Raw genomic sequence first — 20998 nt, forward strand, 5'->3', positions numbered from 1 at the left:
ATTGAAGAACTTGTCACAAGAATCGCATTTGAAGATATGATCCAGGATCTGGTTGCACAGATAGACGCCTGCGTGACTGATACCCTTGCCAATGCCGGAATTGGATTTGAACAGGTCAATGCCGTGTTTCTGACTGGCGGTTCTTCCTATATTCAGCTGATCAGCCATATTTGAGTCCCGGGTGGGTGTAGATAAGATCAAGACATCCGACGCTTTCACCAGTGTAGCCTACGGGCTTGGCCTTGAGGCCGCCTTGATGAAATAAACCCCAGCGTTTACTCCTGCATTTTATAGCTGCTTCAGGTTCAGTTTTAAATTATTTGGGTGTGGCTCTTTTGTATTTTTTGATGTCTTTGTCATTTCGGTCCTGACTCTCATGGCCGGTTTCAAAAAAAATGGATACCGAAAACTCCTGGAATGGCAGTCGGGATAACTGATCTTGTTTGGGATACGTTGAGCGACTCATCGCTCTTCTTTGGGGTGGAATCGGGAAATGATCCGACATGACATGAAGCTCTATCTGGAAGGCCGCATTTTTTGTTTTAAAGCAGGACTATTTGCTGTTTTGTTTTTTTATGGAAATTATCCCGAACTTTTTCATTCTTTTTCTAAGGGTACTGGGATTAATACCAAGCACATCGGCAGCCCCCCCGGGCCCATGAACCCTACCTCCGGAAATCGATAAGGCCTGCCTGATGTACCGAATATTCATTTCATCCAGGCTTGTGATCTTGTTAACGCAAGCATAATTTTCAATTGTTTCTGATACTTGACTGTACAAAAATTGGTTAAAATCGAAATCTTTGCCTTGGTGGAGAATCAATGCACGTTCCACTAAGTTTTCAAGTTCGCGGACATTGCCCGGCCAATGATACTCAGTAAGGCACGCTATCGTTTTAGATGAAATCACAGGCGGAACCTTAACCTTCAGTTTGAAAGCTTTCTGCCCGATAAAATAATTTAAAAGAGTCGGGATATCATCTTTGCGTTGTCTTAAGGGCGGAATATTTATGGGAAACACATTCAGCCTGTACCACAAATCTTTTCGGAATTCCCCTTTTCTGATCATTTCCTCAAGGTTTTTGTTGGTGGCGGAAATAATTCTGATATTGATCGGGATGTAATGAACACCTCCCACACGTTCAATTACTCTGTTTTGAACCACGCGCAAAAGTCTGACCTGAGCCTGAAGCGGCAACTCTCCAATTTCATCCAAAAAAATAGTCCCGTTATCTGCACGCTCGAAACGTCCTTTTTTTTGCATCAGAGCTCCTGTAAAAGCGCCTTTTTCGTGACCAAACAACTCGGAATCCAGAAGCGTTTCAGGAATTGCGCCGCAGTTGACTTCAACTAAGGGGCCTTTGCTTCGAGCAGATGCATAATGGATGGCTCTTGCGATTAAGTCTTTGCCAACGCCTGTTTCTCCAAGAAGCAGTACAGGGCTTTCAAGTGGGGCAACTTGTTTCACCAGGGCCATTGTATCTTTCAAACCGAAATCAGCACAGATAATTTCTTTTGTCACGTTGTCATGCAATTGTTGCCGCAGATACTGATTGTCATCTGCCAGTGTATCTTTGAGCGCCAGTATTTCCTGATGTTTTAGGGCATTGGCCATGGCAATTGCAAAGGGTTCATGCAGCATAAGCAGAATTTTGGCATGTTCTTCGGTGTATCTGTTAATTCCTTTGCTTTCCAATAAGGCCACGCCTAACCGATTGTTTTCAAGTTCAAGTCGCATAACCACGAGAGAAAAGTTGAGATTTCTCAATGAATTTCGGTGCATCTCATTAAACCCTGGATCTGAATCCGGGTGGTTGAAAATGTAAATTTTTTTTAACCTGTCCCACTTCATCATCCGCTCACGAAATTCGCCTCCAAACCAGGGAATTTCCCCATTTAGCCCCTTATCAACAGTAAATGTGGCAATACCAACGGTTTTCAGGACATTCCGGTCGGGATCAAAATACAGAAACTGAATGGAATCAGTCGGGATAAAATCTTTAATGTAAGAAAGACACCGCTTCAGTGCCGAATGAACATCAAGGGTTCCGCATATCCGAAAAGTCGCCTGCCGGAAAAATTCATTGTGATCAAAATCCATTTTTTTTGTCCTATAGCACAGATTACCGCCCCGAATTGTCCTATAGAAACATACTTTGGTCCCATAGCGCAACACCGAAATTCAACAGAAAACAACCGGCTGATATTACATCATTTTTTTTTGGCATCAAGTTTGCTCTGATTAAATAGTGTCCTGCATCGGAACGAATCAAGAAGGGCAGACATATCAACTGTTTTGAAAGGCTTTTAAAAAAAATGCAGATGAAAATTTTGGTTGTATGCCCCAAGATCTGTTCCTTAAAAACATTGAGCTGACATCAACAAGGAGAAAAAAATGAGTCAAAATTATAAAAATTTAGCCACACCCATGAAGATAGGATCATTAGAAATAAAAAACCGAATCTGGTTTTCGTCAGTCTGGTCCCGCATGGCCACGGCAGACGGTGAAATCTCCGATAGACAAATTGACCATTATGCTGCCCGCGCAAGAGGTGGCGCCGGCCTGATTATCCAGGAGGGAACTGCGGTGGACGGTCGTCATGTCTGGAAAGAGCCAGAGATACGAATTGATAACGACAGATTCTGTCCCGGCCTGCATAGACTTGTCGAAACCGTCCATCGTTACAATGTGCCGATAATTTGCCAGCTCCATTGTGCCGGGATGTTCGGGGTAGATCCCATATCGCCATCGGGAGTACCTGCTTATGATTTTGGAATGGGCAGTTTTATTGAACCTAAAATCCTTTCCTCTTCAGAAGTTGAAGAGATGAAAGATCTTTTTATCACGGGTGCCGTCCGGGCACAGGGTGTCGGATATGACGGCGTGGAGCTGCACGGAGGCGCAGCTTATCTGCTTGAACAGTTCTTTTCTCCCCATAACAACATAAGAACGGACCGATATGGTGGTTCCCTTGAAAAAAGGATGCAGCTTGCAAAGGAAATACTGCGAGGTATCCGGAAAAAATGCGGGCCCGATTTTGTTGTGGGTTATACCAACCCTGATACGGATGCCATCGTTGGCGGAATCACAAGCGAGGACAGCATCGCCTTTGCCCTGGCAATGGAGCAGGAAGGCATCTCATACTGGGACCTTGTGATTCCTGGAACATATGAAACATTTCATTTTGATGAGATCGAAGGTGTTGTCCGGAAACAGAAAAGAGGACAGTTTGATCGATCCGCCAGGTACGTAAAGGCACTTAACATTCCCGTTTCAGCGCGTTGCTGCAGCAGCATTGACTTTGATGTCTGGGATGAAGCCGTTGAAACAGGTCTGGTTGATGGCGTAAGGGCAGGCCGGGCCTTGCTAGCAGATCCCGACCTGGCCGGGAAAGTTTTAGGCGGCAGACCCGAGGATGTCCGTAAATGCCTGACGTGCAATGAGTGCCTTGAGAGCGGAGTCTTTAAAACGTGGGGACTTAATTGCGCAATCAATTACGGACTGGGCAGAAGCGAGAAAACCAATATGGTTCGGCAGCGGGTCGCAGTACCGAAGAATGTCCTGGTTATCGGAGGCGGCCCCGGCGGACTGGAGGCGGCCCGGGTGGCAGGGCAACGCGGACATAAGGTCACGCTCATGGAGAAAGAGGCTCAATTGGGAGGCGCGATGAAACTGGCGGGCCTTACCATGGATAAAAAGGCTTTACATGATTTTATTGATTGGCTGTCCATGGAGTGCTCAAAATTCGATGTCGTGATTCACCGGAATACCGAAGCAACCGTTCAGACGGTTCAGGACGTTAATCCTGATGTCGTGATCCTGTCCAACGGTGCCGTCCCGGTAAAACCGCCAATTCCAGGAATTGACAAATCCCATGTTGTATTTGCCGCAGACGTCTTGACCGGGAAGGCGTCTCTCGGGAAAAAGGTAGTAATCGCAGGTGCCGGTGCCGTTGGTATTGAGGTTGCCGAATTCACTGTCAAGAAAGGCCTGGCAACCGATGTCAGTATTATAGATATGATCCCTTTTGAAAAGTTCGGACACGGTTTGCCGCATATTGACCTGGCCTATTGGTTTAGGACTGTATTTCCCCGGCTTGGCCTCAAGGTTGGCGCAGAGATGAAGATTGAAGAGATTGGGGACAAATCGGTCAAGATCGTGGACAATAAGTGGAAAAGGCATGAATTTGAAGCAGATACGGTTATCCTGGCACTGGGCTATACGCCTGACATGGCGCTTTATGAGGCTTTGAAAGGCAAGGTTGAAGAGCTTTATGTGATCGGTGATGCAGTCAAAGCAAGAAATATCATGGATGCGGTGCATGATGGTGCCTATTTCGGGCAACTGATTTAACCACATACAAGAGGAGGGCTCTGTTCAGCGGGCTCTTTCCTTGCAAAAGACAGTTTTTGAATAAAAAAACATCGAAATGGAGATAGATATGGGAACCCATGAAAACAAAGTGGCCCTTATAACCGGAGCTGCGCTCGGGCTCGGGAAGGATTTTGCTATAGGACTGGCCAGGGAAGGGGCCGCAATTGTTGCGATCACAAGGAAGTCACCGCTGGATGAAACTAAAGCGGCAGTGGAAGCCGTTGGATGTAAAATCCTGTGCCTGCAGGGGGATTGTGCCAATGGTGCAGACGTCCGGCGCTTAACCAAGGAAACCCTGGCCGAGTTTCCTCGTGTAGATATTCTGATCAACAATGCCGGAATTTTTCCCATGTGTATGTTTGACGACATGGATTATGAAACCTTTAGCAAGGTTCGAAATACCAATATGGATTCTGTTTTTTATATGACCAAAGCGTTCATCGGCAACATGAAGCAGAATGGCTGGGGGCGTATTGTAAATATCGTGTCCAACTCGGTAGAAACCACTTTTACTGCGGGCCTTTGTCACTACGCAGCCAGTAAAATGGGAATTATCGGGCTCAGTAGAGGAATTGCCAATGAATATGGGGAATTCGGTATCACCTGTAATTGCCTGGGACCAAGCCTCACCGCAACACCTGGAACACTGACCGGAGAAACGCCAGCCGGTGCGTTTGAAATGCTTCCGCAGTTGTCGGCAATTAAAAGAGAGGCCAAGAGTGAAGATTATATCGGCATGTTAAATTTTCTTACCAGCAATGCTGCCGGTTTCATCACCGGGCAAACGTATTACATTGATGGCGGACTGTCCCGCAGATAGCATTGCTTTATGTTTTATTTGAAAAAGGAGACCTTAAAATGATAAACAAGCCAGAGGTAATTATTGCTGGCGCAGGACTGAACGGTCTTACGGTTGCCGGTTATCTTGCCAAGGCGGGCGTTGATGTCCTTGTGTTGGAAAGCAAAGAATTCTATGGCGGAGGCGTTGTCACACGAGAAGTGGCAGCACCGGGATTCAAAGCGGATATTGGATCTACATGTCATGTATTCATACAGCCGAACCCTTTAATCCAGAACGATGAACTCCAGTTAATATCCAAATACGGATTGGAATATATCCATCCTGACAACATCCTTTCTGTTGTGTTTCCAGACGACCGGTTTTTTACATTTTATAAGGATCTGGATAAAACGTGTGATTCTATTGCACAATTTTCTCAAAAAGACGCAGCCACATATCGCAGATTCTATGAATGGGGGGCACAACAGTTTGATATGCTGATCTCCGGGATGTATGCGCCTGCCCCGCCTTTTGGCACCTTGATTTCCCTTTTGAGCAGCTCTCCTGAAGGCCGGGAAATGGCCCGCACCATGTACGTCAGTGCCCATGACCTTGCCATGGAATGGTTTGAGGACCCCCATGTGCTAAACTCTCTGGATCGCTGGGCTTCAGAGAATATGATGGATCCCCGTGTTGATGGCAGCGGCATAAATCTGTTGCTGATGATTCCGATGCTCCATAAATATGGCGTATCAATACCCAAAGGAGGATCTGGCGTCCTCAGTGATTCTATCGTTAGAAGCATTGAAGCCCGGGGGGGGGAAGTCCGCGTTAACAGCAAAATCAGACAATTCAAAATCTCTGGCGGAAAGTGCATGGGAGTTATCCTTGAAAATGGTGAAGAGATTCTTGCGTCAAAAGGCGTTGTGTCCAGCTTTAATATCAGGCAGCTGACACCCGAGGTAATCGGAACCACCATGCCCGAAGAATATAGCCATAATCTGCATGTTATTCGCAAACAGCAGTTCATGAGTTTCAATCAGAATTATGCGCTGGATGAACCGCCCCAGTATAATGCAGGATCTATTGTTGACAAAAGTCTCATGGTTGAATTCTGTTCTGATACTCTGCAGGGAATGCAGCAGTTGTGGGATACCTTCGCCTATGGGGATCTTAATTATGAAACGCCGATATGTTTTTCATATACACAATACGACACCACCCGCGCACCTGCCGGGAAATCAACGCTGTACCTTTACCAGTATGCCCCTTATTATATCAAGGGAGGTCCCAAAAGATGGGACGAAATTAAGGAAGAAATTGCCGATAAAATATTTGAAAACTACTGCAAGCGGACCAAAAACATTACCCCAGGCAAGGTCATAGGCCGTTGGGCTCACAGTCCCCTTGACTATGAACGTAATTTCCCGTCTTTTATGGAAGGTCAAATTAACCATATGGGCAGTCAAATATCCCAAAATTTTGGTAATCGGCCATTCCCGTTGGTATCTGGTTACCGGTTGCCGGGTATTGACAACTTGTATCTTTGTGGATGCAGTCTTCCTCCCGGTCCCGGCGTTTTTGGAGGGGGGCGAGCTGCGGTTCAGCCAGTATTTGAGGATTTGGGTATTGATTTTGAAGATGTCCTCAACAAGTAGAGATATACGATATTTTGAATGAAATGCAGGCTCAAAGCAAATATTTTAAGCCTGCATTTCATCTTCTAAGTAACTAAAATTTTTTATTGTAATTTTAGTTACTTGTAAAATTGGGTTTAGCCCCGGCTGAATGGGGTGCTATTAAAAAGAATGGAGCATTCAACATGAAAAAATTATTTGCCGTAATTACTCTTATTTTGGGAATCTGGTTGTGTATCTCCCCGTGGATACTCGGTTATTCAGGCTCTCCGGCCCAATGGGAAGATGGGATCACAGGCGTACTTATTGGTGCCTTTTCTCTTTATGTTTTAGTTTGCAAAAAGGAATCCGTCTCTCCGAACTGGCCTTTTTTTGTAAATAGTTTACTGGGCGGATGGCTCATTATTTTCGGGTTCCTCGTTTTTGGGCAGATATCCATTGCCGGCAGATTGAATGATATTATTATTGGAGTGCTGGTGGTGGCTCTATCCTTATTTGCCACCCAGCTGATAGAGAATAAAAGAGTGTTTGCTTATACAAAAGACGGGGGCATATTGCTTGAGATGGTACAGATCTTTTATAAGGACGGGATCATCATCGTAAAAGGAAAAACTTTTGGTACGATGCCAGTTATAATGCAGTTAAAGCCCATGGATGTTTGGAACTTATTAGGGCTGATACCCTTGGGTATTGTCACTCACCTTCCCGGGATATTGGCATCTGGCTGGAAAAAGAGCAAAGAGGCATCTAATCTAATATCATTTAAAAAAAGACAGTGATGTCCGGTTAGCTATTTGCATGTTGAAGTTGGTGCAATTTTTTTTGATAAAATGTAACAGGTGGGACACACCCATATTTTTTATGATGCCCTGGTTCTCCTCGGAACTCCGGGGCAAAATCAAACTCAAAAACCGGTCCGTGTTGTTGGTTATAAAATAGCTGGCAGCAAATACTATGTTGCCACTGACCGGAATGAATTGACGGCAGAACAGATCGCAACTATTTATAAACTCAGGTGGAGCATTGAAAGCTTCTTTAAATGGTGGAAAGAGCATCTTAAAGTCTATCACCTGATTGCCAGAACTGAATACGGGCTTATGGTTCAGATCCTCGGGGGCTTGATCACATATTTTCTGATAGCGATATATTGCCGGGAAGAATACAATGAAAAAGTGTTAATCAAAAGGATTCGGCAATTACGGACGAAAATTTTGAATGAACTTTTTAACAGTCAGGACAATCCCGAGAGCGATGAGGACAATAATGTCAAAGAACGAATCAAATCAGTTGATGCAAGGACCTAAACGAACAGCACTGAAAAAAAGACAAAAATTGAACTTAACGCCCCGCCCTTGGGGTGGGGTTTATTGAAAAAATTTGGGAACTGGCCAATGAAGACATTCAAAATTGTATCCAGAAGAAAGAGAAATATCTTCAGACCCAGAATGGCCCCGGACATCCTCCTATATTTGACAGAAAGATCGAAAAATCCCTGCATAATCAGGAAAAGGGAAAAAAGAATCTGGGGTCTGCTGAATTACACCAACAGCAAGCCAAGAGACGGGACCACTCCGGCCGAGAGTTTTTTCGGAACCAAGGCGAGGGAGATGTTTGATTTTTTACTCCGTAGTATAAATCTGCCCGGGGGGAGACCAGCCAAACCACGAGCATAACCGATTGGCTGAAACGATGATCAAGGCCCCAATTATAATGTCAACGGGATCAAGGAGGTGTTATGGGAAAAAAACATGAAACCCAGTTGTTTTATGAGCGTCTGGAGAAAAAGGGAGTTTCCCGGAGGGAGTTTCTCAAGTATTGCACGGCTCTGACCGTCACAATGGGATTGACGGCATCCAGTACCGGACAGGTGGTCAAAGCCATTGAAAATGCAGGCACCACCCTCCGTCTCCCCGTGGTGTGGCTCCACTTTGCCGAATGCACCGGCTGTTCCGAAGCCTTTTTAAGGACTCCCAATGTGGGGGCCATCATCCTTGAAACCATTTCCGTGGAATACCATGAAACCATTATGGCCGCAGCAGGGCATCAAGCGGAAAAATCCCTGCACGATGCCGTTGAAAAATATGATGGAAAATTCGTCTGCATTGTTGAAGGCGCCATTGCTACCAGATACAATGGCGCCTATGGCAAGGTGGCGAACAGAACCTTCCTTGACATGGCCCAATCCATTGTACCAAGGGCTGCCGCTGTCATCAGCCTTGGATCCTGTGCCTCCTACGGCGGTCTCCCGGCGGCTGCCCCCAACCCCGGCGGATACAAGGGGGTTCAAGATGCCATCGGGGTCGCCACCATTAATATCCCCGGCTGTCCCCCCAACCCCTTAAACCTGTTTTCAACCATTGTAAAACACCTGAACAAAGAAGAAATCCCATTGGACGGCCAGGGCCGCCCCCTGTTTGCCTACGCAGATACGGTCCATGATCATTGCCCCAGGCTGGTGCATTTTGAGCATGACAAATATGTCGAAGAATTTGGCTCCAAAGAGGCTGAAATGGGCTATTGCCTATACAAAATGGGCTGCCGAGGTCCTGAAACCTATAATAATTGTCCCACAGCAAAATTTAATGACGGTACCAGTTTCCCCATCCAGGCGGGCCACCCCTGCATTGGCTGCAGTGAGCCAGGATTCTGGGATTCCATGACACCTTTTTATGAAGAGTCATAATCTTACATCACATAGAGGATATTATTATGGGGAAAAGAATTATAATCGATCCCATCACCCGGATCGAAGGGCATCTAAGGATAGAGGTGGAGGTTGAAAACGGAAAGGTAAAGGATGCCTGGTGTTCCGGGCAGATGTTCCGGGGTATTGAAATGATGCTCAGGGGCAGGGATCCCAGGGATGCCCACCATTTTGTCCAGCGCTCCTGCGGGGTCTGTACCTACGTCCATGCCCTGTCATCGGTCAAGGCCGTTGAAGATGCCTGTAAAATCATCATCCCCGACAATGCCAGGCTGGTCAGGAATCTCATGCACGGGGCCCAGTTCCAGCACGATCACCTGGTTCACTTTTATTATCTCCACGCCCTTGACTGGGTGGATATTGTCAGTGCCTTGGACGCCGATCCGGTTAAAACCGCCAAGCTTTCCGAAAATGTCAGCGGCCATCCCCAGAAAAGCGAATATTTCAAAGAGGTACGGGAGAAACTGAAGACCTTTGTGACAAGTGGACAACTGGGTCTCTTTAATAATGGATACTGGGGGCATTCCGCCTATGTGCTGCCACCTGAGGCCAACCTCATGGCCGCCTCCCACTATCTGGAAGCACTGTCCCTCCAGGCCAAGGCAGCAAGGATGCACGCCATCTTTGGCGGTAAAAATCCCCATCCCCAATTTCTGGTGGTGGGGGGGGTCACATCGGTGGCTGATCTGGATGTGGCCCGCATTGGCGAATTCGAAGCCATCTGGAAGGAGACCTGCGAATTCATAGACAAGATCTATATTCCGGATCTGCTGGCCGTTGCCTCCTTTTACAAGGACTGGGGAGCTATTGGCGGCAATAACGAGGCTTTCCTGGCCTATGGTGATTTTGCCAATGACGCCAAAGAGGAAAACAAGCTCATGCCAGGAGGATTCATCCGCAAGGGTCTTGTGGTGGAATCCATGGATCCAAACAGGATCACCGAAGATGTAACCCGGGCCTGGTATGAAAAGGGTACTCCCAAACACCCCTTTAACGGAGCCACCAGACCCATCCAGGGGGAAACCAACTATGACACAAACAACCAATACTCCTGGCTTAAAGCCCCGCGCTATGACGAACTTGCTCCGGAGGTGGGTCCCCTGGCAAGGGTATTGGTGGCCTATGGCAAGGGAGATCCGGCCGTGAAAAAGGCCGTGGACCGGGTTTTGAAGAAGCTTGACATTGGAGCCGGGGCCCTGTTTTCCACCCTGGGGAGGACCGCTGCCAGGGGAATTGAAACCCAATTGATCGGTAACGCCATGGGCGGCTGGATTGATACATTAAAATCAAATATTGACAAGGGTGATAAGAAAACCTATCAGCCCTGGGCAATGACGGACAAGGCCCGGGGGTTTGGACTCAACGATGTCCCCCGGGGAGCGCTTGGACACTGGATAGAAATTGAGGGGGGCAAGATCAAAAATTACCAGTACGTGGTGCCCTCCACATGGAATTTCGGGCCAGCCGATGCCAAGGGCAATAAAGGTCCGGTGGAGAGATCCCTCATTGGAACCCCCATTGCAGATGCGGCAAAACCCCTGGAAATTCTAAGGACCGTTCACTCCTATGACCCTTGCATTGCCTGTGCCGTGCATGTGATTGATCCCCATACCAATGAAACCTATAAGGTGCAGGTGATTTAACAAAAAAACTGCCGGCAGCATGGAGGAAATTCAATACAGTGGAAATCATGATTTTGGGAGTGGGAAACATTCTCTACTCCGACGACGGCTTTGGCATCAAAGTGGTGGAAGAGCTTGAAAAAAAATATGTATTTCCCGACCACATCACCATTGTGGACGGAGGCGTTCTGGGGATAAATCTTCTAGGCGTCATCTCACATGCCCGGAAACTTATCGTGGTGGATACCATCTTGAACAAAGGCAATCCCGGGGATCTCCACCGCATAGAAGGGAATGAAATCCCCAACAGAATCCTTGGAAAAAATTCCATGCACCAGATGGATCTCCTGGAAGCTCTCACCCTTTGCCGACTCATGGGGAATGTACCTGACACGGTAATCCTCGGGGTTGAACCTGAAAACATTGAAACCCTCAACCCCCAGCTGACCCATCTTATTGCAGCCCAAGTGGAACCCATGGTACAGCTTGTGCTCCAGGAGTTACGAAATCTGAAGGTTATGCCCAAGCCCGCAAACTAAAAGGCCATGGCATTGTATCTGTTCATAATTTAGACCATAAAGCAAAGGAAGAGGAGAAATGAGAAAAGATTACGTTATACTGAATTGGCATAGAATGCTGGAGAAAGGTGTAGATAAGGATTAGCGTACTTTTTTTCTCAGATGCCCAGATTCATTGAGGTTCAAAGAGAGTTATCGGCGTCCTCTCCTCTGCTTTTTGAGACCAAAAATATGTCGAATTTCGTTTTCCTCTCCCTTCCTTTTTTTTAGGGAGGGTCGGGCGGAACGGTAGTTTCATTGTTTGTTATGGGCTTGCGGCTCATGAATGACTAACCTGAATATTTACGTTTATTTTTGTTTAATCTCTTATGTTCCAGGCTGTTGTAAAGCATGTTTAATACCTGCATATCAGCCGGAAGTTCTCCGCCTTGATCTGTTTTTTCAACAAACCGTTCATAAGACCGTTTTGAATGCAGAGATGATCTTGATTTCATCCTTTCCATCTCTTCCTTTGTGAATGAGATGGAAAGAAAATTTGCAAATTCCTCCCAAATTACATTGGGTAATTGGTTGTAGTTCATTAATATTAGGTCGTTATGGGAAAGGGCGGCTTTAAAATAGCTGGTTAAAACATTGATTCCGTACCTGTCTAAGTCTGTAAAATTCCACTGATCCGCAGGATTAAGCCCCACTATTTCAGGTGCTAAGATTCCTGGAACCATATGGGCACCCCGCTCCCTGCGGTGGGAGCGCAGAACCTCAAAAGGGGTTCTATAAAGAAAAAAACAAGGTGTATTGGGAAAAAATGAACGGATAAACTGGAAATGACATATATGCCAACAGTCCAATTTGACAAACAAGTAGCACTCCTTGCCGGACCTTTTCTGGCCGAATGCGTGCATAATTGTTTTAAGAGTCTCTCCATATTTTGTTTTATCTTGCCCAAAGCAGGCTAAGTGCAGCAAGATGTCAATCACCTGGGGTTCGGAAAAAACAATACATTGAGACAATAATGAAAGAAGCTGTGTTATGAGAGTTGAACCGCAGCGAGAGCAATGGAAAATAAATGCCGAAGGTTCTACATAATCAAATTTGCTTAATTGCTTGGCAGAGTTAAACGGAAGATTGCAAATTCGACGGTTTTCAAACGGCACTTGAGTTATAGACTGGTAAAAAAAAGGTTGGCTAAATAAAAAATCTCCAAAAAAATACCACAGGGTCGATAAAACACCTTTTTCCTCGGTCACTTCAACAGGGTACCATTTATTCAGGGAGTTCAATTCTTTTTCAGGGATTAAGCGGCCCCTGATCACCTGTTTTATTGCTTTAGGATAAACGTTTTTGGACATTCGATTAGAAATTTTATTTGGTTAACGAGTCAGTGAAAAAGTAAGGATTGTTGAATTCTTTCAAAGTTACACTAATTAGATAAAAGATATCATCTAAAATTTTAGGTATCAAGCCCTTAAAGCATGAGATTCAGGGTGATCGCATGAAAAATTGGTATTATTTACAACCAATTGAATTTATTATAACATCAGTTTTCATGCGATTGCCCTGCCTTTTTCCCGGCATTCCCGTCGTAATTCCGGGCCAGGATATTGAGCAATTTCCACTGCCCGGGAAAAGGGGGCTGACTCAGCCCATAAACTGCCGTACCCAGTCATTGGCCGGGTGCCGTGTGAAATCTTTGGGGGTGCCGTTCTGGACAATGCGGCCCTGGTTCATCAGGATGATCTGAGAGCCTGCGGCAAAGGCTTCTTCGTGGTCATGGGTGACAAAGATGGTGGTGATGTGAAGCCGGGAAAAAATCTGTGTGAGCTGGTCCAGCAGGTGTTTTCTCAAGAGCCGGTCCAGTGCGCTTAAGGGTTCGTCCAGCATGAGCAGCCTGGGACCCGGGGCAAGGGTTCTTGCCAGGGCCACCCGCTGGCGTTCGCCCCCGGACAGTTCATCTACCTTTCTATTTTCAAATCCCTGAAGATTGGTCAGCGCCAGCATCTTAGCCACAATTGCGGTTTGTTCCTGCCTGGGCATGCCCTTCATTTTCAGGCCGAATGCAATGTTGGCAAATACATCCAGATGGGGAAACAGGGCATAGTCCTGGAACATCATGCCAAAATTGCGCTTGTGCGGTGGCAGATCCAGGATGGAGGTGCCGTTGAACCGGATGTCGCCTGTGTTTGGCGTATCAAGTCCTGCAATCATTCTTAATAGCGTGGTTTTTCCGCTGCCCGACGGGCCGAGCACAGACAGCCGGCTGCCCCGGGGCAGGGCCAGGTTGATGTTATTCAAAAAACAGACACCTGCGGCGCCGGCTTTGCTTAAGTTGTGTATGATAAGCTCATTTTCCATTAAAACTGCTGTACCCCGTTTGAACTGATTTTTTCAATGAGAATAAACCCGGCTGCTGTGACAACCATGAGAAGGGTGGAGATGGCCATGGCCTGGCCTAAAAATCGGTAAATGGCCAGGGGGATGGTGGGGGTACGCGGGCTTGCCGTGAAAATGGTGGCCCCGAATTCTCCCATGCTGATGGTAAAGGCAAACACGGCGCCTGCTGTCAGCGCCCCGGATATCAGGGGCAGGTCAAGGCATCTGAATATTTTTCCAGGACTGGCGCCTAAAGTGGCGGCAGCCTCCCTGATCTCATTGGGAATACGTTTCAGGGCAGGCAGCACGGCCCGGAGTACAAAGGGAAATCCCACCAGGGCATGGACTAAAGGGACAAGCAGCGTTGAATTGCGCAGGTTAAGCGGGGGCCGGTCCAGGGTGATGATGATGCCGAACCCCAAGGTTACAGCCGAAGTGGACAGGGGCAGCATAAACAACGGGTCAAAAAAGGCGGCAAGGCCTTTGGCTTTTACCCGGTCCAGGTGGTTCAGGCAAAGGGCTGCGCACAGGCCTGTCACAAGGGCGATAATAAGGGCTGTTCCCGCAAATATAAAGGAGAACTTAATCGCCGTAAACGGCGGGACATGGAAAATGGAGTTGGCAGGATTGACAAAAATGGCCTGGTAATAGATCAGGGACAATTGTTCGTCATGGACCAGGGACTTTCCTGCAAGCGCGGCCAGGGGAAAAAGGCATAGCAGGATAATAAAACCGGCACTCCCTGCGACTGCGGCTTTTTCCCGGAATTTTTGCGGTGGTTTAAAATTGGCGTGGCCGGCCTTTGGCGCAAAGCGGACCGCCTTTCGGGAAAAGGCGGTGTAAAGACCCATGAGTACCAGGGTGAACCCGATTTGAAGCAGGGAGAGAAAAGATGCCACCGGCAGGTTGAACATATAGGCGGCCTGGCGGTAGATTTCGGCTTCTATGGTGGAATAGGCAGGCCCCCCGAGAATCAGAATGATGCCAAAGCTTGAAAAGCAGAAAATGAACACCAGAAAGGATGCCGCCCATACCGCAGGCATGAGAAGGGGCAGGGTAATATGGATAAATATTTGAAACGGTCCTGCCCCGAGCATGGCTGCCGCTTCCTGGATATTTGCCCGCAGCCCTGCCCAGAAGCTGGTCAGAATTCTGAGCATGACCGAAAAATTGTAAAATACATGGGCCATGAAAATCAGTACCAGGGGATGACGGATATTTAACATGCCCAGACAACCGTTTTTTCCGAAACTTGCGTCAAGGGCCGCAGCCACCACCACGGCGGGCAGAACAAAGGGGATGGCGGCACACAGGGTTAAAAATTTTTTCCCCTTAAATTGGTAATGGGACATGACAAAGGCGCAGGGAAAGGCAAACGCGAGGGTCAGGCCCGTGGATACGGCAGCCTGCCAGAAGGTGAACCAAATGATATGGGCAAGGCGCTGGGAGCCTGTAACCTGATCCCAAAAGGACAGATCAATATGAAGGTGTGAGGGAAAGTCCGGCACAAAGCTTCGAATAAAAATACCGGCCAGGGGGTAAAAATAGAAAACAAGGAAAAATACAAGGGGGACCAGCCCCGCCAGTACATAGGGGTGCGTATAGATCCTTGTTTTCACCGCAATAGTGTTTCCGTCCATTCCCGGATCCATTTATCCCGGTTTTGGCTGATGTCGTCTGCGGGCAAAGACGCTGGCGCATCTGTAATTTTTACATGCTTTAAAAACACCTCGGGCAGCGTTGCCTTTGTGCTGGCCGGAAACACAAACATCTGCAACGGGATGTCTTCCTGGAATTTTTTACTTAAAAGAAAGTCCATGGCTTTTTTTGCAAGATCGGCGTTGGCGCTGTTTTTCAGAATGCCTGCAAATTCAATCTGGCGAAAGGCGGATCTGTTTTCAATGACAACACCGGTGGGGGCGGTGTCCGGTTTTTGTTCAGCATAAAACACTTCTGCCGCAGGGCTTGAGGCGTAAGAGACCACAATGGGGCGGTCTCCTTTTGAGGCGGCGGTGAACTGTCCCCAGTAGGCTTCCTGCCAGCCGTTTACCACCATGACCCCGTTGGCTTTAAGTTTCTGCCAGAAAGGGATGTATTTATTTTCCCCGAAACGGCTGATGGTGGCCAGAAGAAAGGCCAGGCCCGGGGATGATGTGGCCGGGTTCTGGACAACGGTGAGGTCCTTGTATTCCGGGCGTATCAGATCTTCAAGTCCGGCCGGGGGGGCAAAATGTTTTGCCTTGAACCATTTGATGTCATAGTTGAGGCATACATCACCAAAATCCACGGGAATCAGACGGTTTTCTCCATCCAGCAAAAGGGAGGTGTTAATATCTTCAAACCCTTTTGGGGTGTAAGCCATGAACATATCATTGTCCAGTGCCCTGCCTATAAAGGTGTTGTCCACCCCGAAAAACAGGTCAGCCATGGGATTGTTTTTGGACAGAATCGCTTTGTTCAGAGCCTGGCCGGCATCTCCGGAACGTAAGATCGTGATGTCCGCACCCACGGCGGCTTTAAAATCCTTGAGTACGGATTCCGACATGCTGAAGCTGTCATGGGTCATGAGGGTCAACTCCCGGCCCAGGGCCTGACCGGTGAGCGTGGGCAGAGTTAAAAGTACGCAGACAATGACAGCAAGAACAGCATAGCTTTTCATTTTTATTCTATTTCAGCGTCTTTCCGGCCAAATCGTTTCCGACATCTCCGTCAGCTTGTATTTCTGGATTTTGCCCGAAGCAGTCATGGGATATTGATCAATAAAATGGATATACCTGGGAATTTTGTACCGGCTGATTTTTCCCCGGCAGAAGTCCTGGATATCGCTGGGTTCAATATTTGATCCCTCTTTGAGAATCACAAAAGCACCGACCTCTTCACCGTATTTCTCGCTGGGAACCGCAGCCACCTGGACATCCCGGATCTCATCCATCCGGTATAAAAATTCTTCGATTTCCCTGGGATAGATATTTTCCCCGCCCCGGATGATCATGTCCTTGTGCCGGCCTGTGATGGACAGGTTGCGTGCGTCATCCATGACCCCGAGATCGCCTGAATGCAGCCAGCCGTCCTTGTCAATGACCTGGGCTGTAGCTTCAGGATTGTTGTAGTATCCTTTCATGATGCTGTATCCCCTGACGCACACTTCACCCTGTTTGCCCGGGGGCAGTTCTTTTCCTGTGTCAAGATCAATGACCTTGACTTCAAGGTGAGGCATGGCCCGGCCCACGGTCTCCACCCGCACCCGGATATCGTCGTGGATCCGGGTTTGGGTCAAGACCGGAGAGGCCTCGGTCAGACCGTAGCAGATGGTGATTTCCGTCATGTTCATCTTGTCAATGACCTGCTCCATGACATGGATGGGGCAGTTGGATCCTGCCATGATGCCGGTGCGAAGGGATGAAAAATCAAATTTTTTGAAAAGAGGGTGATCCAGCACGGCAATGAACATGGTGGGTACGCCGTAAAGGCCGGTGCATTTTTCCTGCTCCACCGAGGCCATGATCAAAAGCGGATCAAATTTTTCCAGGATCACCATACAACTGCCGTGGTTTATGAAGGCCAGCACCCCGAGCACACAGCCAAAGCAGTGGAACAGGGGCACGGGCAGGCAGACCCGGTCATCCGGGCCCAGGTTCTGGTTGGCACCGATCCAGTAGCCGTTGTTGCCGATATTGTAATGGGTGAGCATAACGCCTTTGGGAAAACCCGTGGTACCCGATGTATACTGCATGTTTACCACATCATGGCAATCCAGGCTGTCCTGGCGGGCCTGGTACTCATCTTCGGAAACCATGACGGACAGAGCCCGGATTTCGGGGATGGTATACATTCCCCTGTGTTTTTCAGGGCCAAGGAAGGCCACCCGTTTAAGATGGGGAAATTTTGGGGATTTCAAGTGGCCGCGCTGACAAGTTTTCAGCTCCGGCACCAGTTCATATATGGTGGCTATATAATCTGTGTCCTGGTATCCGTCGATGAGAAAGAGATTTTCACAGTCAGATTGGGTGAGCAGGTATTCCAGTTCGGCTATTTTATAGCTGGTGTTCACCGTGAGCAGCACAGCCCCGATTTTGGCCGTGGCAAACTGCAAGGTAACCCAGAACGGTATATTAGTGGCCCAGATACCTACCTTTTCCCCTTTCTTAACGCCCAGGGCCATCAAACCCTTGGCTGTTTCATCGACATAGGTGGCAAACTGGCTGTAACTCAGGCGAAAATCCCTGTCCACATACACAATGGCCGGGTTGTCCGGATATTTTTCAACAGTTCTGTCAAGGATCTGGCCCAGGGTCAGGGATTGTAATGGCAAAGTTTCGTCCATATGATGCTTTATTCCTCTTTGGCTTGGGGTTGCTGGGGGTCGAACCCGGGAAGACCTAAAGGCTCGGCCATGGCTGTTATTCCGGATTTATTCCGGGATATAAATGACGGCGTGGATTTCGGCTTTTTCTTCGCCTGCACAGGAGACATAATGGGGAACCACAGAGTTGTAATATATGGAGTCGCCGGGCTTCAGTGTATAGACCTCATTGCCGTAAATCACTTCCACAAGACCTGAAACAACAACAATAAACTCTTCGCCTTCATGGGAAGACAGTTTTTTTTCCCTTGCGGACTCAGGCATAATTTCAACAAAGAACGGCTCCATGTGCCGGTCTGACTTGCCTTTGCCCAGGGCATAGAAATTTAAGGCCGGGGCTTTGTTGGTGCTGTCAAGAACGGAAAAACTGTCTGCCCGTTCCGCCTTGCGGACAATATAGGGAGAACCGCTGTCCTGGTCATCCAGAAAGGTGCCTAGGCGCACACCCAGGGCCCGGGCAATTTTCATTAAAGGGCCCAGGGGGGGATAGGCGTCTTCCTCAAGCATGGTGGTGATAAATTTAGGCTCAAGCCCCGCAGCCTCGGACAATGCCGTGATATCCATGTCCCGTTTTTCCATGAATGATAAAATCCGCTGGTTAACTTTTCCTGATTGCATCCATCCTCCCTGATTTGATTATGGTTTGTAAAAAGTCATATGGATATAATATATCATAAAATCTTTGTCAAAAAATTCATAAAACTTAATCCTTTATTCCGAAATCCCTATCTTATAAAAAAAAAATTATTCAGATTGATACTTGGTCAATAAAGGAAGCTCTTTAAACTTATTGACACTTCCTGTAAGCTTTATCAACTTAAGGACATATAACGCACTGAACAGATTGATAAGAAAACACACTAAAAACATAAAGAAGATAAAAAATGGCTTACAAAATCATTTATAACACTGGCGTATCCTTTATTTCAAACGCAAGAACTTTGGTTGAAGCAAAAAAAGAAGCTACAGAACACGCTGGTTACGGATTTGGTAGTATCTTCATAACAGAGGGTGAGGATAGCGATTTTTCCGGCGATCCCGTGGCTGTCAGATTTGAACATGACAATGAATGGACAGAACCTGAAATATAGAGCCAACCGCCGGGGAGCTATCGGCTATTGTAAGTGCTGAGGGGAATTGCAACTGGATCCTGTAACGGGTAACTGTGAAGGTCCGCGCGGAAGCGAGTCTAACCGAAGAGCCGGATGCGGGAAAACCGCATCCCGTACCTTTGCGGTACCCTGCCTCAGCAAGGCGGCTTCCTTCCCAAGCATCGTCTCCGGTACCCCGTTGCACTACCGCTACACCCTGTCAATGCTCCCGTGGAAGCCGAAAACGGGGAAGAAGATTTTAACTGCTTGAGGAGAAACCATATTTACAAAAATTGGTATTATATACCGTTGCTAAATACATATTTCTGCTATATACTCAGCATATATAGCAAACTGATTATTAGGAGATTGAGCTATGGATGTAGGAACAGTCTTTGTAAATAATAGAACCCAAGCGGTAAGATTGCCGGTTGACAGCAGATTCCCCGAAAATGTGAAAAAAGTTGTTGTGCGTGTTATCGGCAAAGACCGTGTACTTTCGCCTGTAGAAAATACATGGGATAGCTTTTTCCTTTCTGAAGATGGCGTCTCTGATGATTTTTTGACGGAACGTGCTTCACAAGAACAATCAGAAAGGGAATCTTTTTGATGCTGAAATATATGTTGGACACCAATATTGTCATTTATGTGATTAAGCGTCGACCAATTGAAGTATTGGACATTTTCAACGCCCATGCAGGCCAGATGTGTATTAGTTCAATCACGTTGGCAGAATTATTACATGGTGTTGAAAAAAGCGCTATGGTCTCCCACAATCTGCGAAAAGTAGAAGATTTTGTATCCCGTCTGGAACTTCTTCCCTATGACGATCATGCCGCTGCCCACTATGGAAATATCAGAGCGGATTTAGAAAAGAAAGGTACTCCTATCGGGGTCAATGATCTGCATATTGCAGGCCATGCCCGAAGTGAATCTTTAATCCTGGTTTCTAACAACATACGTGAGTTCATGAGAGTTGATGGTTTGCGGCTGGAAAATTGGATCGAAATAAATTAAATACTTAACGAGATATTCACAACTCTCCCCGCTCTCTCAGACTTTCTCTTGAATGGGGGCATACTCAACGGGATATCCAGAAAACCTGTAAGCAGGATCATATCTGATTGATAATTCACATAACCGTCCATTATGTACTCATTCCAGTAGTGTTTATTTTTTCCGAATTTCATAAAGGTTTTGTATTCTTCTATTCTGTCTTTCCCGCTTGATGCTTTCAAATTCCGGTCAAAAAATGTTTCCCAATCCTCCTGTGTTGCAAAAAATTTTGTTTTGCCATCCAAATTAATAAGAATATAAGGCGTTGTGAAAACCACTGAGTATCCGTAATTTAACTCCGAGAATTTTGCATACAATCAACCAGTTTGATTAGGCCCGGATCTGATTTTGTATGTTTCAAAACATCAATGATGATACTTCCAAAAGATTCTTTTTTGGATATGGGTCCCATATTATCCGCCTAATCCTATTCTTCATTTTTATATTGGCACAAATTAACATTGTTGCCGGAAAAATATTC

20 protein-coding genes and 1 pseudogene are annotated in these 20998 nt (G+C 47.0%); 13 read left to right on the forward strand and 8 right to left on the reverse strand.

The window, feature by feature from the left end; all coding sequences use genetic code 11:
• The first annotated feature begins 36 nt into the window (after positions 1 to 36).
• On the forward strand, positions 37 to 174 hold the full coding sequence (locus AB7U36_RS04550) for a hypothetical protein (RefSeq protein WP_428158644.1): 138 nt from the start codon (positions 37 to 39) through the stop codon (positions 172 to 174).
• Positions 175 to 553: 379 nt separating this feature from the next.
• Here the strand turns inward: AB7U36_RS04550 and AB7U36_RS04555 are convergent, their stop codons facing one another.
• Positions 554 to 2101 (reverse strand): sigma-54 interaction domain-containing protein, encoded by a 1548-nt coding sequence (locus AB7U36_RS04555; protein WP_428158626.1) that lies wholly within the window; start codon positions 2099 to 2101, stop codon positions 554 to 556.
• Between the two features lie 294 nt (positions 2102 to 2395).
• On the opposite strand from AB7U36_RS04555, the gene AB7U36_RS04560 reads away from it, so the two are divergent.
• The 9 genes and pseudogenes from AB7U36_RS04560 (at position 2396) to AB7U36_RS04600 (ending at position 11658) form a co-directional block, all read left to right on the forward strand.
• A complete protein-coding gene (locus tag AB7U36_RS04560) occupies positions 2396 to 4354 on the forward strand; it encodes an FAD-dependent oxidoreductase (protein WP_428158627.1) in 1959 nt (652 codons plus the stop codon).
• A 76-nt stretch (positions 4355 to 4430) separates the two neighbouring features.
• Positions 4431 to 5195 carry an SDR family NAD(P)-dependent oxidoreductase gene (locus AB7U36_RS04565; RefSeq protein ID WP_428158628.1) on the forward strand — a complete coding sequence of 255 codons (765 nt, stop codon included), beginning with the start codon at positions 4431 to 4433 and terminating at the stop codon, positions 5193 to 5195.
• Between the two features lie 38 nt (positions 5196 to 5233).
• Positions 5234 to 6814, forward strand: coding sequence for a phytoene desaturase family protein (locus tag AB7U36_RS04570; RefSeq protein ID WP_428158629.1), 1581 nt, complete (start codon positions 5234 to 5236; stop codon positions 6812 to 6814).
• 164 nt (positions 6815 to 6978) lie between these two features.
• Positions 6979 to 7572: an SPW repeat protein gene (locus AB7U36_RS04575; RefSeq protein ID WP_428158630.1), complete on the forward strand. Its 594-nt coding sequence runs from the start codon at positions 6979 to 6981 to the stop codon at positions 7570 to 7572.
• Between the two features lie 75 nt (positions 7573 to 7647).
• A pseudogene (locus AB7U36_RS04580) lies at positions 7648 to 8097 on the forward strand (transposase); the annotation flags it as partial.
• Between the two features lie 87 nt (positions 8098 to 8184).
• Positions 8185 to 8466 carry a hypothetical protein gene (locus tag AB7U36_RS04585; protein WP_428158631.1) on the forward strand — a complete coding sequence of 94 codons (282 nt, stop codon included), beginning with the start codon at positions 8185 to 8187 and terminating at the stop codon, positions 8464 to 8466.
• A gap of 62 nt (positions 8467 to 8528) precedes the next feature.
• Entirely contained in the window at positions 8529 to 9476 is a 948-nt protein-coding gene (locus AB7U36_RS04590; protein WP_428158632.1) for a hydrogenase small subunit, read from the forward strand.
• Between the two features lie 26 nt (positions 9477 to 9502).
• The gene (locus AB7U36_RS04595) at positions 9503 to 11140 is read left to right on the forward strand and encodes a nickel-dependent hydrogenase large subunit (RefSeq protein WP_428158633.1); all 1638 of its coding nucleotides are present in this window, start codon (positions 9503 to 9505) and stop codon (positions 11138 to 11140) included.
• Between the two features lie 47 nt (positions 11141 to 11187).
• A complete protein-coding gene (locus AB7U36_RS04600) occupies positions 11188 to 11658 on the forward strand; it encodes a HyaD/HybD family hydrogenase maturation endopeptidase (protein WP_428158645.1) in 471 nt (156 codons plus the stop codon).
• A gap of 308 nt (positions 11659 to 11966) precedes the next feature.
• Here AB7U36_RS04600 and AB7U36_RS04605 read toward each other — a convergent pair whose 3' ends face one another.
• From AB7U36_RS04605 to AB7U36_RS04630, 6 genes are all read right to left on the reverse strand, one after another.
• Positions 11967 to 12986 carry a hypothetical protein gene (locus AB7U36_RS04605; protein WP_428158634.1) on the reverse strand — a complete coding sequence of 340 codons (1020 nt, stop codon included), beginning with the start codon at positions 12984 to 12986 and terminating at the stop codon, positions 11967 to 11969.
• 289 nt (positions 12987 to 13275) lie between these two features.
• The gene (locus AB7U36_RS04610) at positions 13276 to 13989 is read right to left on the reverse strand and encodes an ABC transporter ATP-binding protein (protein WP_428158635.1); all 714 of its coding nucleotides are present in this window, start codon (positions 13987 to 13989) and stop codon (positions 13276 to 13278) included.
• Entirely contained in the window at positions 13989 to 15647 is a 1659-nt protein-coding gene (locus AB7U36_RS04615; RefSeq protein ID WP_428158636.1) for an ABC transporter permease, read from the reverse strand. The genes AB7U36_RS04610 and AB7U36_RS04615 overlap by 1 nt, the downstream gene beginning before the upstream one ends.
• Positions 15623 to 16666, reverse strand: a complete 1044-nt coding sequence (locus AB7U36_RS04620) for a thiamine ABC transporter substrate-binding protein (protein ID WP_428158637.1) — start codon at positions 16664 to 16666, stop codon at positions 15623 to 15625. The genes AB7U36_RS04615 and AB7U36_RS04620 overlap by 25 nt, the downstream gene beginning before the upstream one ends.
• 12 nt (positions 16667 to 16678) lie before the next feature.
• The gene (locus AB7U36_RS04625) at positions 16679 to 18331 is read right to left on the reverse strand and encodes an AMP-binding protein (protein ID WP_428158638.1); all 1653 of its coding nucleotides are present in this window, start codon (positions 18329 to 18331) and stop codon (positions 16679 to 16681) included.
• An 87-nt stretch (positions 18332 to 18418) separates the two neighbouring features.
• Positions 18419 to 18988: a cupin domain-containing protein gene (locus AB7U36_RS04630; RefSeq protein ID WP_428158639.1), complete on the reverse strand. Its 570-nt coding sequence runs from the start codon at positions 18986 to 18988 to the stop codon at positions 18419 to 18421.
• 266 nt (positions 18989 to 19254) lie between these two features.
• Between AB7U36_RS04630 and AB7U36_RS04635 the strand changes: the two genes are divergently transcribed.
• From AB7U36_RS04635 to vapC, 3 genes are all read left to right on the forward strand, one after another.
• On the forward strand, positions 19255 to 19461 hold the full coding sequence (locus AB7U36_RS04635) for a hypothetical protein (RefSeq protein ID WP_428158640.1): 207 nt from the start codon (positions 19255 to 19257) through the stop codon (positions 19459 to 19461).
• 376 nt (positions 19462 to 19837) lie between these two features.
• A complete protein-coding gene (vapB, locus tag AB7U36_RS04640; RefSeq protein WP_428158641.1) occupies positions 19838 to 20071 on the forward strand; it encodes a type II toxin-antitoxin system VapB family antitoxin in 234 nt (77 codons plus the stop codon).
• On the forward strand, positions 20071 to 20478 hold the full coding sequence (vapC, locus tag AB7U36_RS04645; protein ID WP_428158642.1) for a type II toxin-antitoxin system tRNA(fMet)-specific endonuclease VapC: 408 nt from the start codon (positions 20071 to 20073) through the stop codon (positions 20476 to 20478). Before vapB ends, vapC begins: the two co-directional genes overlap by 1 nt.
• Here vapC and AB7U36_RS04650 read toward each other — a convergent pair.
• Positions 20475 to 20795: a hypothetical protein gene (locus tag AB7U36_RS04650; RefSeq protein ID WP_428158643.1), complete on the reverse strand. Its 321-nt coding sequence runs from the start codon at positions 20793 to 20795 to the stop codon at positions 20475 to 20477. The two genes, vapC and AB7U36_RS04650, sit on opposite strands and share 4 nt — an antisense overlap.
• Positions 20796 to 20998 lie beyond the last annotated feature (203 nt).

This window comes from Desulfobacter sp., from assembly GCF_050177295.1.